The following is a 15,051-nucleotide window of genomic DNA, read 5'->3' on the forward strand; positions in this document are numbered from 1 at the left end:
ATGAGCGACCGGCGCGGCCTGCACGACCTGTTCACCGCCTCCGCGGCACGGACGCCCCACGCACCCGCGGTCATCGAACCCTCCGGCCCGGTGAGCTACGGCGAGCTCGACGAGCGGGCCGACGCCCTGGCCGGACGGCTGCGCGGCCACGGGATCGGCAAGGGGGACCGCGTACTGATCTGGTCCCCGAAGTCCGCCCACGCCATCGCCGCCATGCAGGCGGTCCTGCGCCTGGGCGCGATCTACGTACCGGTCGACCCCCTCACGCCCCCCGACCGGTTCGCGGTGATCGCGCGCGAGTCCGGGGCGCGCGCCCTGTGCGCGCCGGACGACCTGACCGCGCGGGTGCCGAGCGCGCTGCGCGCCCGCCTCGGGTACGTCGGCCTCGACGCGGTGCCGGTGCCGGGCACTCCACCCCGTACGCCGGACGCACAGGACGCGTGGGACACGCCGGATGCCCCGTCCCCTCCGACGCACGCGCGCGTCGCACCGGACGACCTCGCCTACATCCTCTACACCTCGGGTTCGACGGGGACGCCGAAGGGCGTCTGCGTCAGCCACCGCAATGCCCTGGCCTTCATCGACTGGGCCGTCGCGGAACTGGCCCCCACCCCGCACGACCGCTTCGCCAACCACTCGGGGTTCTCCTTCGACCTGTCCGTCCTCGACCTGTACGCCGCCTTCTCCGTAGGGGCGGCCGTGTGCCCGATCCACGCCGAGTACGCCTACGCCCCCGAGCGGCTGGTCGCGTTCCTGCACCGCGAGCGGATCAGTGTGTGGTACTCGGTGCCGTCCGTCCTGACGCTCATGCTGCGTGACGGCGGTCTGCTCGACCGGCCCGCGCCCGCGTCGCTCCGCGCGCTGCTGTTCGCCGGGGAACCGTTTCCCATCGGCCATGTCCGGGCCCTCGCCGCCTGGTGCGACGCACGGCTCCTCAATCTGTACGGGCCCACCGAGACCAACGTATGCACCTTCCACGAGGTGGTCCCGGCCGACCTGATGCGCGAGGTGCCGGTCCCGATCGGCGGGCCGTGCGGCGGCGACCAGGTCTGGGCCCGGCGACCCGACGGCACGCGGGCCGCACCCGGCGAGGAGGGGGAGCTGGTCGTCAGCGGCCCGACGGTCTTCGCCGGATACTGGGGCCGACCACCGCAGGAGGGCCCCTACGCCACCGGCGATCGCGTCATCGTCCGTCCGGACGGCTCGTTCGACTACCTCGGGCGCCGCGACGCCATGGTGAAGATCCGTGGCCACCGGATCGAACTGGGAGACGTGGTCGCGGCGCTGCACTCCCACCCGGGAGTCGCCGAGGCGGCCGTCGTCCCGGTGGGCGAGGGGCTGGACCGCGTCCTGGCCGCCTTCGTGGTCCGCGCCCGGGGGAGCGGCTTCGGAAACGTCGCACTGCGCAGGCACCTGGCCGCCAGACTCGCCCCCCACATGATCCCCGGCGACATCCGCTTCGTCGACGAACTGCCCCACACCAGCCGGGGGAAGCTCGACCTCGCGGCCTTGCAGTCACCACTCAACGGCGCACAGAAAGTTCAAGGGTGAGACATGACGACCCAGACCCGAGAAGACATCTCGTCCGAGCTGCTCACCTTCATCCGCGACAGCTTCCTGGACGGGGACCCGGAGGGCGAGCTCGACGTGGACACCCCACTCCTAGAGCTCGGGATACTCAACTCCCTGAACACCGCCCTTCTGATCGCACACCTCGGCGAGGCCTTCGACGTCCAGGTGCCCCTGACCGACGTCACCGCCACCACCTTCAGATCCGTGCGCACCCTGAGCGAGATGGTGCACGAGAGCCTGCCGCGCCCTTGACCACCGTCGTCCTGGCCCACCCACAGTCTGGATGCCCCCTTGAACCTGACCGCGGACATGTTCCTGCTCCATGCGCCGAGCGTGTACGACTTCCGGGACCGTGACGACATCCTGTTCGCCTACCTGAGTGACAGCGACAGCGTCAACGTCACGTCCGTCTACGAGATGTACCCCATCGGCTGGTTCTCGATCAAACAGCAGCTGGCCGACCACGACGTCGACTGCCAGATCGTCAACATCGCCTCCCTGATGCTGACCCACCCGGACCTCGACGTCGAGCGGCTCATCGGGCGGCTCGAAGCGCCGGTCTTCGGCTTCGACCTGCACTGGATGACCCAGTGCAACGGCGCGATCGAGCTGGCCAAGGCGGTCAAGCGCCGCCACCCGGACTCGCTGATCATCTTCGGTGGCATCTCTGCCACCTACTTCGCAGAAGAACTCATCCAGTACCCACCGGTGGACGTCGTCGTCCAGGGCTACGACACCCTGGCGCCCCTCACCCAGCTCATGGAGACCGTGGCGCGGGGCAGCCGGGACTTCGGTGCGATACCCAACCTCCTCTACAAGGGCAAGGACGAGGTCGCGGCCACCGGGTTCAGCCACAAACCCACCACGGACTACAACAACGTCAGGAACGACTGGTCCTACTACCAGAACACGCCCGTGACGCCGCTCTCCAGCAAGCTGATCATGACGTTGCCCAACACCGGATGCGCCCACGACTGCGGCTGGTGCGGCGGCTCCCGCTTCGCCTACCGCAACATCATGGAGGTGGGCACCAAGACCCTGGTGCAGAAGGACAACGACCTCATCGTCGAGGAACTCAAGACGATGGGCGAGGCGGCCAAACACACCTCCATCTACGCCCTCCAGTGCTACTCGGAGGGCAAGAGCAGGATGCACACCTACCTCGACGCCGTGCACGACCTCGGCTACCGCAGTGTCTTCTTCGAGCAGTTCAACCTGACGCCCGACGACACACTGAAGAAGATGGGCGCCTCCACCGACGCGTACATCATGCTCTCGCCCGAGTCGCACGACCCGCGGATCAGCAAGGCGGCCGGACGCGGCACCTACACCATGGCCGAGATGGAGGAGTGGATCCCGCGCGCCCTGGATGCCGGGGTCAAGGGCGTGATGATCTGGTTCTTCATCGGCATGCCCTACCAGGACAGCCAGTCCGTACGCGACACGGTCGCCTACTCCGAGCAGCTGATCCGCACCTTCGCGGGGTCACCGGTCCTGCCGCTCATCTGCCCCATGGTGCCCTTCCTCGACCCCGGCTGCCGCTTCTTCGAGGAGCCCGACAAGCACGGCTACCGGATCCACCACCGGACCCTGGAGGAACACCGCCAGGCCATGGTGGAGCCGCTGTGGTACCGCAGGCTCAACTACGAGACCAAGTGGCTGAGCCGCCGCGACATCCAGAACGTCTCCTACGAGGCGATCGAGCGGCTCGTGACCATCAAGGGCGAGCACGGCGTGCTGTCCGGGGTGTTCTGCGACGCGGTGCTGAAGACCATCGACCAGACCAAGCGGCTCCTCGCCGAGATGGACCACGCCCTCTCCCTGGACGGCCGCCTGCCCGCGTCCCTGCGGGACGAGATGCGCGTGTACAACCGCAAGATCCTCGCCTACTCCAGCGACCAGATCCTGCCGATTCCCCGCCCCTTCGGCGGACGCTGGTTCGACGACGTCACCGTTCCCGAGGAGATGATCCGCGAGCTGTCGACGGCCCGTGAGGGATCGACGGCCCCGTGAGCGGTCGACACCCCCGTGAGCCCTCGGAGACAGCAGCCTCCCCACAGCAGAGAGGACCCAACTGAGCATGGCGAATGACGAACCGGTGGAGCAGGTCCTGAAGGTGCCCGGCGCCCGCCTGCACTACGAGATCCACGGCGCGGGCCCACTGCTCGTCGTCGTCGGTCTCCCGATGGGCTGCAAGGGCTTCTCGCCCCTGACCAAGGAGCTGACGAAGTACTTCACCGTCGTGACCTTCGACCCGCGCGGGGTCCTCGGCAGCCCGCTGGAAGACCCCGGCCAGGCGGCCGACCCCGCGGAGATGGCCGACGACGTGCACCGGCTCCTCGCCACGCTCGACGCCGGTCCCGCGTACGTGTTCGCGAGCAGCGGCGGCGGCATCACCGCGCTTGAGCTGATGGCCCAGCACCCGGACCAGGTCAGGGCACTCGTCACACACGAGCCCCCGCTGCTGGAGCTGCTTGACGACCGCGAGGAGATGCGCGCCGCCATCGACGAGATCTGCCTGCTCTACCGGGACAACCGCCCCGCGGCGCTCCAGAAGTACCTCGCGCTGGCCGACATCCGCCTGCACCGGCCCGCCCCTGACCCCTCCGAGACGGACGAGTTCACCGGCCCCGAAGACGTATGGACCATCCTCGACCGGCTCTTCCACCACACGCTGCGCCCGATCACGCGCTACCGGCCCGACTTCGACGCGCTGCGCCCCCTGGCCGACCGCATCGTCGTCGCGGGCGGGTCCACGGCCGAGGGGTCGCTCTTCCACCGCGCGGCGGTCGCGCTCGCCGAACGGCTCGGCACGAAGACCGTTGACTTCCCCGGCGACCACACCGGCTTCCTGTCCGACTCGGAGGCCTTCGCCCACCTGCTCTCCGAGGTACTGACGAACACCCGCCCCGCATGACGGCGGACGCCCGCGACAGGAAAGGAAGCCACATGCCCGAGAAGAAGGAATTCGACGTCATCGTCATCGGCGGAGGCCCCGGGGGCTCGATGGTGAGCACGCTGCTCGCCGACGGGGGCAAGAGCGTTCTCACCCTCGAAGCCGCGCGGTTTCCCCGCTACCACATCGGCGAGAGCCTGCTCCTTGGCACCGTCGACCTGCTCGACAAGATCGGCATCCGGGAGCAGCTCGAAGCGGGCGGCTTCATCAAGAAGTACGGCGTCGAGTGGGTGTGGGGAGAGCATCGGGAGCCCTGGACGGTGGACTTCCGCAACGCGGTCTCGGTGAACCACCACCACACCTATCAGGTCGAACGTGCCCCGTTCGACAAGATGCTGCTGGACAACGCGCGCGAGCACGGGGTCGATGTGCGCGAGCAGCACAAGGTCACGGACTTCTCCATCGACGCCAACGGCCGCTGCACCGTGCACTACCGGCGCACCGACACCGGCGAGACGGGCACGGCCACGGCCCGCTGGCTCGTCGACGCCTCCGGCCAGGGCGGCACGGTGACCAAGCGCCTGCACACCCAGGAGTGGGACCCCTACCTCAAGAACATGGCGGTCTGGTCCTACTGGAAGGGCGTCACACGCCACGAGGGCGAGAACGCGGGCAACATCTTCCTGCCGACCTTCGACGACGGCTGGTGGTGGTGCATCCCGCTGCGCGACGACGTCACGAGCATCGGGGCGGTCGTGGACCGCGAGTCCTTCAGCTCCCTGAAGTCCAAGGACGTGAAGCAGTACTACCTCGACAGCTTCGCGAGGACGCCCGAACTGGCCGCCCGGATGAAGAACGCCGAGCAGGTCGACGAAATGCACGTCCAGCGTGACTGGTCCTACATCTACGACCGGTTCTCCGGCGACGGCTACCTCGCGATCGGAGACGCGGCCTGCTTCATCGACCCGCTGTTCTCCACCGGTGTGCACCTCGCGATGCTGAGCGGCTTCATCGCCGCGACCGTCGTCAACACCGTCCTGGACAAGCCCGAGCTGGACCGGGCCCGGATGCTTCAGTTCTACGAGGACACCTACCGCAAGGAGTTCTCGCGCCTGCGGGATCAGGTGTATTTCCTCTACGCGGGCAACAAGGGCAGCAAGGAGTCCTACTTCTGGCACGCGCGCAACCACTTCGGCGTGCCGTCGATCGAGCCCGAGAAGGCCTTCGTCTCCCTCATCGCGGGCGCCTTCGCCCACCGCGCCTGGTACAACCACTACGCACAACACCTCGACGTGCCGGACGACCTCAAGAAGTCGGTCCGGAGCATGTCCGACGAGGACGGCGCCCACCTGGACGTCCCGCTGATCGCCAGTGCCGGGGGCTCGGTGGTGGACGACTTCGCGATCGACGGACGCCATCTCCGCGAAGCCCGCTCCCTCGTGCACACCAGCGGCGCGTCCATCGCCTGTACACCGACCGTCATGGCCGCGGTCGAACACGCCGACGGCAAACGCACGGGCCGCGAGATCATCGCTCTCATCACCGACCGCGGAATCGACAGCGAGGAGCGCGCCCGCAGCACCGTGCACGAAGTCATCAGCCACGGATTCGTCGAACCAAAGGTGTAGGACCGGCCCCGGAGAGTTTTTAAAAAACCCGCACCAGGCAGGCGAGCGAATTCATCGGCTCGCCTGCTCGGTGCGGGCTCTGCTGCTGCCGAAAAATAGTCGAAGCCTTCGTGCTCAACGGCCACTGTCCTGAACGGTATTCCGTTCAATACCGGAGCCGAGGCTCTGGACCCGTTCGGAATCGACACCTACTGTAGGAAAAATGGCGCAGACATCCTTGCACGCTGAGTCCGAAGGACCTGACCAAGGCTCGCGGAGCGGTTCTTGGCTGTATCTGGACCTCATGAAAAAGGTACTGGCCGGGACGGTGTACGAAGATCCCGCGCACGAGAAGAACTTCTCCCACGACGATGCGACCTACCGGGAAGAAGTCCGCAATGAGGGCCGCGACTGGCCGGCGAACGCGCACACCATGATCGGCATCAAGCGTCTGGAGAACATCCAGCAGTGCGTCGAAGACGTGCTCCGCAATGATGTCCCCGGTGATCTGGCGGAGACCGGGGTGTGGCGCGGGGGAGCCTGCATCTTCATGCGCGGCATCCTGCGTGCCCACGACGTACGCGACCGGCGCGTATGGGTCGCCGACTCCTTCGAGGGCATCCCCGACGTCGGCGAGGACGGCCACGCGGGGGACCGCAGGATGGCGCTGCACCGCCACAATTCCGTCCTCGCGGTCTCCGAGGACGAGGTCCGGCGCAACTTCCGCAACTACGACCTGCTCGACGAGCAGGTCCAGTTCCTCCCCGGCTGGTTCAAGGACACCCTGCCCACCGCGCCGATCGACGCGCTCGCCGTGCTGCGCATGGACGGGGACCTGTATGAGTCGACCTGGGAGACCCTCACCAGTCTTTACCCGAAGGTGTCCGTCGGCGGCTACGTCATCGTGGACGACTATCTGATGTGCCCCCCGTGCAAAGACGCGGTGGACGAATACCGCACGAAGTTCGACATCGCCGACGAGCTGATCCAGATCGACCGCGACGGTGTCTACTGGCAGCGCACCAGGTAGTCCGCAGCGACCCACGGAGGAATAGATGCCCACTCTCCCGAAAGAGCGAGAATTCGACCGTGAACGCTTCCGTGCCGATGTGCGTGCCACCGCCGCCGCGATAGGCGCACCCATGGCGCACCGCCTTACGGACACCGTCCTTGAGGCATTCGGCGACAACTTCGCCCAGGGCGCCACCTTATGGAAAACGACGAGCCAGCCCGGCGACCAGCTTTCGTACCGCTTCTTCTCCCGCCTCAAGATGGACACCGTCAGCCGGGCCATCGACGCGGGCCTGCTCGACGCCGCCCACCCCACCGTGCCCATCGTGGACGCCTGGAGCAGCCTCTACGACGGCGCGCCCGTGCAGTCGGGCGACTTCGACGCCGGGCGGGGCATGGCCAAGACCTGGCTGTACTTCGGCGGCCTGCGCCCGGCCGAGGACATCCTCGGCGTTCCCGCCCTGCCGCAGCCGGTCCAGGCCCGGCTGAAGGACTTCCTCGCCCTGGGCCTGGCCCACATACGCTTCGCCGCGGTGGACTGGCGCCACCACAGTGCCAACGTCTACTTCCGGGGCAAGGGCCCCCTCGACACCGTCCAGTTCGACCACATCCACGCCCTGTCCGGCAGCACGCCACCGGCCGCGGACGTCGTCGAGGAGATCCTGGCGTACGTACCCGAGGACTACTGCGTCGCCATCACCCTGGACCTGCACACCGGGGCCATCGACCGGGTGTGCTTTTACGCCCTGAAGATCCCCAAGGGGAAACTGCCGCGCGTCCCCGCCCGTATCGCCACGTTCCTCGCGACGGCACCCAGCCACGACGAGGACGAGTGCAACGTCATCGGCTGGTCCTTCGGCCACAGCGGCGACTACATCAAGGCCGAACGCAGCTACACCGGCAACATGGCCGAGATCCTCTCCGGCTGGAACTGCTTCTTCCACGGTGAGGAAGGCCGCGACCACGGCCTGCGCGCACTCGACCAGCCCACGGCAGCGACCACGGAGGGTGCCCGATGAGCGATGCCTTGGCGAACATGCCCGGGGACGGCTACTTCCGCGAGCCGCCGGTGTTCGACACCTTCGCCGAACACCGCGCCTACCTCAAGTTCCGGCACGCCGTCGCGCTGCGGCACTTCGCCCGCCTCGGCTTCGACCAGGACGGCCTGGCCGGTCTCATCACCGTCGCCGACCCCGAACACGCCGACACCTACTGGGCCAACCCGCTGGCCCACCCCTTCTCCACCATCACCCCGGACGACCTGATCCGCGTCGACGGTGAAAGCACCGAGACCCTCGACGGGCAGCGGCGCGTGAACATCGCCGCGTTCAACATCCACGCCGAGATCCACCGGGCCCGCCCCGACGTCCAGGCCGTCATCCATCTGCACACCGTCTACGGCCGCGCCTTCTCCGCCTTCGCCCGCAAGCTCCCCCCGCTGACCCAGGACGCCTGCCCCTTCTTCGAGGACCACGAGGTCTTCGACGACTACACAGGTCTGGTGCTCGCCAAGGACGACGGGCGCAGGATCGCCAAACAGCTCCGCGGCCACAAGGCGATCCTGCTCAAGAACCACGGCCTGGTCACCGTCGGGGAAACACTCGACGCCGCCGCCTGGTGGTTCACGCTCCTGGACACCTGCTGCCACGTCCAGCTTCTGGCCGACGCCGCAGGACGCGCGGAACCCATCCCCGACGAGGTGGCGCGCCTGACGGGCCAACAGCTCGGCTCACACCTGCTGGGCTGGAACAGCTACCAGCCCCTGCACGAGGCGACCCTGGCCCGCCACCCCGACCTCGCCGCCGCGGCACCGCAGCTCTCGCCGCGCACCCCCGCCTGACCGCGGCCGGGCCGACGGCGCACATGGGAAACCGGTGGCTGGTCACGGGCGCGGACGGACTGCTCGGCAGGGACCTGGTGGACGTACTGCACGGGTTGCGTGAGCCCGTGGTCGCCGCCACCCGGCACGATCTCGACATCACCGACCCGGAGTCGGTCCGCGCCGCCGTCTCCCGCCACCGGCCGGCGACGATCGTCAACTGCGCGGCCTGGACCCGTTTCGACGAAGCGGAGAACCACGAGGCGGAGGCCCTTCTCGTCAACGGCAGAGGGGCCGAGGTGCTGGCGTCGGTCTGCGGCGAACGGTCGATACGGCTGGTGCACCTCTCCACCGACTACGTCTTCGACGGCACGAGCGGCCACCCCTATGCCGAGGACGCGGCTCCAAGGCCGATCAACGCCTACGGCCGGACCAAGCTGGCCGGTGAGCGTGCGGTGCTCGACCGTCTCCCCGACGACGGCACCGTCGTACGAGCGGCCTGGCTGTACGGACGACACGGCACGAACTTCGTCGGCAAGATGATCCGCGCCGAGCGGCTGCGCGAGACCGTGGACGTGGTGGACGACCAGTGGGGCCAGCCGACGTGGACCGTGGACCTGGCCCACCAGATCGTGGCCCTGGTCCGGCACGGCGCCTCCGGCGTGTTCCACGGCACCAGCTCGGGCGCGGCCACGTGGTATGAGGTGGCCCGGATGACCTTCCGGCTGCTCGGCGCCGATCCCGGACGCGTGCGCCCGGTGGGCAGCGACCACGTCGCGGGCGGGGAACTGCGGCCCCGGTACACGGTGCTGGGGCACGACGCCTGGAGCGCGGCCGGGCTGCCCCCGATCAGGCACTGGGCCGCCGCCCTTGAGCAGTCGTTTCCCCATCTGGCCGACGGTGGATCGTAATCCTCCGCACACGAGAGAAAGGAGGTGCCGCGCATGCGACTCCTGGTGACGGGCGGTGCCGGTTTCATCGGTTCGGAGTTCGTCCGGGCCACCTTGCGGGGCGCCCTGCCGGGTTCGGCGGGAACCCACCTCACCGTTCTGGACGCCTTGACCTACTCCGGCAACGAGGCCAACCTGGCACCGGTCGCCGACCTGCCGCACTACCGCTTCGTGCACGGCGACATCTGCGACCCGCGCCTGGTCGACGACGTGGTGGCCGGACACGACGCGATCGTGCACTTCGCCGCCGAGACCCACGTGGACCGCTCGATCGACAGCGCCGCCGCGTTCGTCCGCACCAACGCCCTGGGCACCCAGGTGCTGCTGGAAGCGGCCTCCCGGCACCGCCTGGGACGGTTCGTGCACATCTCGACCGACGAGGTGTACGGATCGATTCCGGAGGGCGCCTGGACCGAGGAGTCCCCGGTCGCCCCGAACGCGCCGTACGCGGCCGCCAAGGCGGCCGGAGACCTGCTGGCGCTCGCCTGGCACCGCACCCGGCGGCTGGACGTGGTGGTCACCCGGTGCACCAACAACTACGGCCCCTACCAGCACCCGGAGAAGCTGATCCCGCTGTTCACCACCAACCTCCTGGACGGCAGGCAGGTGCCGGTCTACGGCGAGGGCCACAACCGCCGTCAGTGGCTCCATGTGTCGGACCACTGCCGCGCCATCCAGTCGGTGCTCCTCGACGGCCGGCCCGGGGAGGTCTACCACATCGGCGGCGGCACCGAGCTGACGAACCTGGAACTGACCGAGCACATCCTCAAGGCCTGCGGTGCCGGCTGGGACATGGTGCGCCATGTGCCGGACCGGCTGGGGCACGACCTCCGCTACTCACTGGACACCACCAAGATCCACACCGAGCTCGGCTTCACGCCCCACGTCGCTTTCGCGGACGGTCTCGCGCAGGCGGTGGAGTGGTACCGCACGCACCGCGACTGGTGGGAACCGCTGAAGCGCCCCGCCGGGGAGACCGGCGCCCCCGCCGACGCCGACGCATGACGGCCCGGGGGATTCACGTCCGGCTCGGACACGAACCACGGAAGGGAAGAGATGCAGGACATTGTGCGGCCCATCGACCAGTGCCGGGTGTGCGGGCACAACGACTGGCTTGACGTGGTCTCGTTCGGATCGACACCACTGGCCGGAAACCTGCTGGGCCCGGAGGACGACCCGGGCGAGGAGACCCGGTTCCCGCTGGAGGTCGTCGTGTGCCGGGAATGCCATCTGATGACACTGCGCCACGTCATCGAACCGGACGTCCTCTTCGGGCACTACCGCTACGTCGCCTCGGACGCGGGCTCGATCGTCCAGCACATGCGGCGCCTCGTCGACCTGTGCACCCGGCGGCTCGGCCTGACCGGCCAGGACCTCGTCGTGGAGTTCGGCAGCAACACCGGCGCTCACCTGGAGCTGTTCCAGCAGGCCGGTATGCGCGTCCTCGGCGTCGACCCCGCCCGCAATCTCGCCGAGATGGCCAACGACCGCGGAGTGGAGTCGATCCCCTCCGGCTTCACCGCGCACGTCGGCCGGGAGATCGCGAGCGGACACGGCCGGGCCCGACTGGTGTACGGGCGCCAGTGCTTCGCCCACATCCCCGACATCCACGAAGTCCTCGACGGAGTCTCCGCCCTGCTGGCCCCCGACGGACTGTGCTTCGTGGAGGTGCCCTACCTGGTGGAACTGCTCGCCAACAACCAGTTCGACACCATCTTCCACGAACACCTCTCCTACTTCTCCCTCGGCGCCCTGTGCAGACTGTTCGAGTCACACGGCCTCCGCGTCGTGGACGTACAGACAGCCGAGGTGCACGGCGGCTCCATCGTGGTCTTCGCGGCTCCGGCCGCGGCCGACCCCGAGGTGCGGCCCTCCGTCACCGACATGCTCGCGGAAGAGCAGCGCCAGGGCATCGCGGAGGAGCGGACATACCGGCGATTCGCCGAGCGCACGGAACGGCTGCGCACCCAGATCCGGGACCTGGTGCGCGGCGTGGTGGCGGACGGCGGGACAGTGGCCGGATACGGAGCACCGACCAAGGGCAGCGCCCTCCTTGACGCCTGCGGCCTCGGGCGTGCGGAGATCCGCTTCTGCAGCGACACCACCGTACTCAAGCAGGGAAAGATCCTGCCGGGCTCACGCATCCCGATCTGGTCCCCGGAGCAGGCGGCCGAGCAGGTGCCCGACTACTACCTCCTGCTGGCCTGGAACTACGCGCCGGAGATCATCGAAAAGGAGAAGGCGTTCCTGGAGAACGGCGGACGCTTCATCGTCCCCATACCCGAGCCCCGCGTGATATCGGCGGAGACGGTGCTGTGACCGCGACGGAACACCGCGACCGGCACCGGCACCTGCCGGGGACCGCCCCTTGACCGCGATGCGGGGAATGCTGCTGGCCGGTGGCACCGGCTCCCGGCTGTGGCCGGCCACCCGGGGTGTCTCCAAGCAGTTGATACCGGTCTTCGACAAGCCGATGATCTACTACCCGCTGACCACGCTGATGATGGCGGGCATCCGGGAGATCCTGGTGATCACGCGCCCCGAGGACCAGCGCCAGTTCCGCCACCTCCTCGGCGACGGCTCACAACTGGGCCTGCGCCTTGAGTACGCCGTCCAGGAACACCCCGCCGGCATCGCGCAGGCCTTCGTCCTCGGGGCCGACTTCGTCGGCGACCACCCGGTGGCCCTGGTCCTCGGCGACAACATCTTCCACGGCGGGGGCCTGGGCACCCGGCTGCGCCAGTACACCGCCCCCGTCGGAGGACGGATCTTCGCCCATGTCGTGGCCGACCCCACACCGTACGCGGTGGTCGAGTTCGACGAGAGCGGCATGGCCCTCTCCCTAGAGGAGAAGCCCGCCAAACCCAAGTCCCGGTACGCCGTCCCAGGCCTGTACTTCTACGACAACCGGGTGCTGGAGGTCGCGCGCGGCCTGGTGCCGAGCGAGCGCGGCGAGCTGGAGATCACCGACGTCAACGCGACCTATCTGCGGTGGGGGCAGCTCCGGGTGACCGCGCTCGACCGGGGCACCGCCTGGCTCGACACGGGCACGTTCACCTCCTTGGTGCAGGCCTCGGAGTACGTGCGGGTGGTCGAGGAACGGCAGGGGCTCAAGCTGGGCTGTGTGGAAGAGGTCGCCTGGCGCTGCGGTTTCATCGACGACGACCAGCTGTGGGAACTGAGCCGCCCCCTGCTCAAGAGCGGCTACGGCCGCTATCTGCTCGACCTGCTCGCCGAGAAGGAGGCGCGGGAGGTGCGGCCGTCGTGAAACTGCGCCCGCTTTCCGTGGAGGGCGCCTGGGAGATCACCCCCAGGCAGCACGCCGATGAGCGCGGGGTCTTCCTGACCTGGTACTGCGCCGACCAGTTCGCCGCCGAGACCGGCCGCCCCCTGCCGCTGGCCCAGGCCAACCTGTCGGTGTCCGCGCGCGGCGTGGTGCGCGGCATCCACTTCGCCGACGTGCCGCCGGGGCAGGCGAAGTACGTGACGTGTGTGCGCGGTGCGGTCCACGACGTGGTGGTGGACCTGCGCGTCGGCTCACCGACCTACGGGCGCTGGGACGCCGTCCGGCTCGATGAGGTGAGCCGCCGTGCCGTCTACCTCCCGGAAGGCACCGGACACGGCCTCTGCGCACTCTCGGACGAGGCCACGCTCTGCTACATGTCCTCGCGCGGCTACGACCCGGCAACCGAGCGCGGCGTACACCCCCTCGATCCCGACCTGGCCGTCGACTGGCCCGCCGGGTCCCTGCTCCTGTCCACCCGCGACCGGGAGGCGTCGTCCCTGGTGGAGGCCCATGACGCGGGTCTGTTGCCGAGCTATGCGGCCTGTCGGGCACTGACGCGGCACTGACGGTGCGCAGCGCGCGAGGAGACCTGGGGGGACATGGCCGGTGGGCGGTCCCGCTATCCTGCCCGTGACATACCGAGCGTGATCGACCTGTCGCTTTCCGCGCTGATCTCGGGAGCCGTGCATGCAGGAGCACAACCAGAAGCAGACCGTCGTCCACCAGGGCAGGACGCTAGCGTGGGAGGGGTTCTGCATGGGGCCCCGACTGCTGTCACGCGGGGAACTGGAGGGTATCTCCCGGCAGTTGCTCGGCACCGGACTGGACGGCGCCCTGGCGGCGGCCGCCGAGGAGCTGCTTCCGTTCGGAGCCCCGAGCGGGCAGGTTCCGGCCATCGTGCTGGGCTCCGCGTCCACGCTCAAGGGCTGCTTCGAGGCCGACACGGCCCAGCTGGCTCTGGGGCGGTCACCGGATGACTTCTCGGCGTACAACGAGGCGCGCTCGGTGTACCTGGCCGCGCCGGGCGACCTGGTCGTGGGCCGCGGCGAGCCGTGGCGGCAGGCGGTGGCCGCCTCCCAGGCGGTTCCGGTGCAGGTCCCCGAGATGCGCTACTACTACCTGACCCACGCGCTGCTGGCGATGGCGGTCGCCTCGCCGGAGGACCAGCCGCCCGCTCCGCTGGCGCAGCTCGTGCGGCAGCTGCAAGCGGCACCGCAGACGCTGGTGCGGATCTTCGCCGTCGACACCGAGGCGCGGGTGCTGCTGCTGTGGCTGAAGCGGGCCGCCGGGTTGAAGCAACTGCGCGTGGAGGCCAACGGCCCCGAGATCGCCGAGCGGTGGAACCGCAAGACCACGCTGTACCCGACCGTGGAAGAGGCCGCCGCGCTCGGCACGCGGAGCGGCGAAGAGCCGCACACCATCCTGGCCACGGAAGCCGAGAGAACCGCCTTCTACCGCGAGTTCGGTGTCCTGCTGCCGCGGCTCCCCGGCTACTCGATCACCCGGGCCGGAGCGGACGAGACGCTGATGCGCGGCCGGGTGCGCGCGGCCGCCCGTCTGATGCGCGACCGCTACGGCCTCGATCTGGGCTGCTTCAAGCCCGCCGAGGCGCTGACCGGCAACCGGATCCGGATGGCGGTGCCGCTGGACGACGACGCGGCTCTGGACGCGTTGGCCCGGCAGGCGATGGAGACCGAGGAGGACTACGTCTTCGAGGCGCACACCCACTACTTGCGCCACCGCGTGCCCGGCTACGAGTTCATTCTGGCGCCGTCTGTCCACGTGGTGGCCGGACAGCCCGCCGAGGGCGGAACGATGCAGATCACCCGGGGCAGCGTCTGGGAGGGCAGCGTCTATGTGGACGAGGACACCTGCGAACGGTTCGGTATCGAGCCCGCTCAGTTCCGTGC

The 15,051-nt window shown here is 68.9% G+C and carries 14 protein-coding genes; all 14 read left to right on the forward strand.

Going from position 1 to position 15,051, the window contains the following annotated elements:
• The gene (locus AB8Z36_RS01005; RefSeq protein ID WP_369211235.1) at window positions 1-1,551 is read left to right on the forward strand and encodes an amino acid adenylation domain-containing protein; all 1,551 of its coding nucleotides are present in this window, start codon (window positions 1-3) and stop codon (window positions 1,549-1,551) included.
• A 3-nt stretch (window positions 1,552-1,554) separates the two neighbouring features.
• Window positions 1,555-1,824 (forward strand): acyl carrier protein, encoded by a 270-nt coding sequence (locus AB8Z36_RS01010; RefSeq protein ID WP_369211236.1) that lies wholly within the window; start codon window positions 1,555-1,557, stop codon window positions 1,822-1,824.
• A 39-nt stretch (window positions 1,825-1,863) separates the two neighbouring features.
• Window positions 1,864-3,585 (forward strand): B12-binding domain-containing radical SAM protein, encoded by a 1,722-nt coding sequence (locus AB8Z36_RS01015; RefSeq protein WP_369211237.1) that lies wholly within the window; start codon window positions 1,864-1,866, stop codon window positions 3,583-3,585.
• Between the two features lie 67 nt (window positions 3,586-3,652).
• Window positions 3,653-4,489 carry an alpha/beta fold hydrolase gene (locus tag AB8Z36_RS01020; protein WP_369211238.1) on the forward strand — a complete coding sequence of 279 codons (837 nt, stop codon included), beginning with the start codon at window positions 3,653-3,655 and terminating at the stop codon, window positions 4,487-4,489.
• A 32-nt stretch (window positions 4,490-4,521) separates the two neighbouring features.
• Window positions 4,522-6,096 (forward strand): FAD-dependent oxidoreductase, encoded by a 1,575-nt coding sequence (locus AB8Z36_RS01025; RefSeq protein WP_369211239.1) that lies wholly within the window; start codon window positions 4,522-4,524, stop codon window positions 6,094-6,096.
• A gap of 202 nt (window positions 6,097-6,298) precedes the next feature.
• Window positions 6,299-7,105, forward strand: a complete 807-nt coding sequence (locus AB8Z36_RS01030) for a TylF/MycF family methyltransferase (RefSeq protein ID WP_369211240.1) — start codon at window positions 6,299-6,301, stop codon at window positions 7,103-7,105.
• Window positions 7,106-7,130: 25 nt separating this feature from the next.
• Complete coding sequence (locus AB8Z36_RS01035) at window positions 7,131-8,105, forward strand: aromatic prenyltransferase (protein WP_369211241.1); 975 nt, start codon at window positions 7,131-7,133, stop codon at window positions 8,103-8,105.
• Complete coding sequence (cloR, locus tag AB8Z36_RS01040; RefSeq protein ID WP_369211242.1) at window positions 8,102-8,926, forward strand: bifunctional 4-hydroxy-3-prenylphenylpyruvate oxygenase/4-hydroxy-3-prenylbenzoate synthase; 825 nt, start codon at window positions 8,102-8,104, stop codon at window positions 8,924-8,926. The genes AB8Z36_RS01035 and cloR overlap by 4 nt, the downstream gene beginning before the upstream one ends.
• Before the next feature lie 23 nt (window positions 8,927-8,949).
• A complete protein-coding gene (rfbD, locus tag AB8Z36_RS01045) occupies window positions 8,950-9,816 on the forward strand; it encodes a dTDP-4-dehydrorhamnose reductase (protein WP_369211243.1) in 867 nt (288 codons plus the stop codon).
• Between the two features lie 33 nt (window positions 9,817-9,849).
• On the forward strand, window positions 9,850-10,860 hold the full coding sequence (rfbB, locus tag AB8Z36_RS01050; protein WP_369211244.1) for a dTDP-glucose 4,6-dehydratase: 1,011 nt from the start codon (window positions 9,850-9,852) through the stop codon (window positions 10,858-10,860).
• Between the two features lie 51 nt (window positions 10,861-10,911).
• A complete protein-coding gene (locus tag AB8Z36_RS01055; protein ID WP_369211245.1) occupies window positions 10,912-12,174 on the forward strand; it encodes a class I SAM-dependent methyltransferase in 1,263 nt (420 codons plus the stop codon).
• Between the two features lie 58 nt (window positions 12,175-12,232).
• Window positions 12,233-13,123, forward strand: coding sequence for a glucose-1-phosphate thymidylyltransferase RfbA (rfbA, locus tag AB8Z36_RS01060; protein WP_369211247.1), 891 nt, complete (start codon window positions 12,233-12,235; stop codon window positions 13,121-13,123).
• A 2-nt stretch (window positions 13,124-13,125) separates the two neighbouring features.
• The gene (locus AB8Z36_RS01065; RefSeq protein ID WP_369211248.1) at window positions 13,126-13,707 is read left to right on the forward strand and encodes a dTDP-4-dehydrorhamnose 3,5-epimerase family protein; all 582 of its coding nucleotides are present in this window, start codon (window positions 13,126-13,128) and stop codon (window positions 13,705-13,707) included.
• A gap of 121 nt (window positions 13,708-13,828) precedes the next feature.
• Window positions 13,829-15,051: hypothetical protein (locus AB8Z36_RS01070; protein WP_369211246.1), on the forward strand; the 1,223-nt coding region annotated here is incomplete at its 3' end.

This window comes from Streptomyces flavofungini, from assembly GCF_041028215.1.
GTDB classification, from domain to species: Bacteria; Actinomycetota; Actinomycetes; order Streptomycetales; family Streptomycetaceae; genus Streptomyces; species Streptomyces flavofungini_B.

Excerpts from the sequence above, each read along its gene's own strand:
- AB8Z36_RS01020 (WP_369211238.1), top strand. The coding sequence starts at position 3,653 with ATGGCGAATGACGAACCGGTGGAGCAGGTCCTGAAGGTGCCCGGCGCC.
- cloR (WP_369211242.1), top strand. The coding sequence starts at position 8,102 with ATGAGCGATGCCTTGGCGAACATGCCCGGGGACGGCTACTTCCGCGAG.
- rfbD (WP_369211243.1), top strand. The coding sequence starts at position 8,950 with ATGGGAAACCGGTGGCTGGTCACGGGCGCGGACGGACTGCTCGGCAGG.
- AB8Z36_RS01055 (WP_369211245.1), top strand. The coding sequence starts at position 10,912 with ATGCAGGACATTGTGCGGCCCATCGACCAGTGCCGGGTGTGCGGGCAC.
- AB8Z36_RS01025 (WP_369211239.1), top strand. The coding sequence starts at position 4,522 with ATGCCCGAGAAGAAGGAATTCGACGTCATCGTCATCGGCGGAGGCCCC.
- rfbA (WP_369211247.1), top strand. The coding sequence starts at position 12,233 with ATGCGGGGAATGCTGCTGGCCGGTGGCACCGGCTCCCGGCTGTGGCCG.
- AB8Z36_RS01005 (WP_369211235.1), top strand. The coding sequence starts at position 1 with ATGAGCGACCGGCGCGGCCTGCACGACCTGTTCACCGCCTCCGCGGCA.
- AB8Z36_RS01035 (WP_369211241.1), top strand. The coding sequence starts at position 7,131 with ATGCCCACTCTCCCGAAAGAGCGAGAATTCGACCGTGAACGCTTCCGT.
- rfbB (WP_369211244.1), top strand. The coding sequence starts at position 9,850 with ATGCGACTCCTGGTGACGGGCGGTGCCGGTTTCATCGGTTCGGAGTTC.
- AB8Z36_RS01030 (WP_369211240.1), top strand. The coding sequence starts at position 6,299 with ATGGCGCAGACATCCTTGCACGCTGAGTCCGAAGGACCTGACCAAGGC.
- AB8Z36_RS01010 (WP_369211236.1), top strand. The coding sequence starts at position 1,555 with ATGACGACCCAGACCCGAGAAGACATCTCGTCCGAGCTGCTCACCTTC.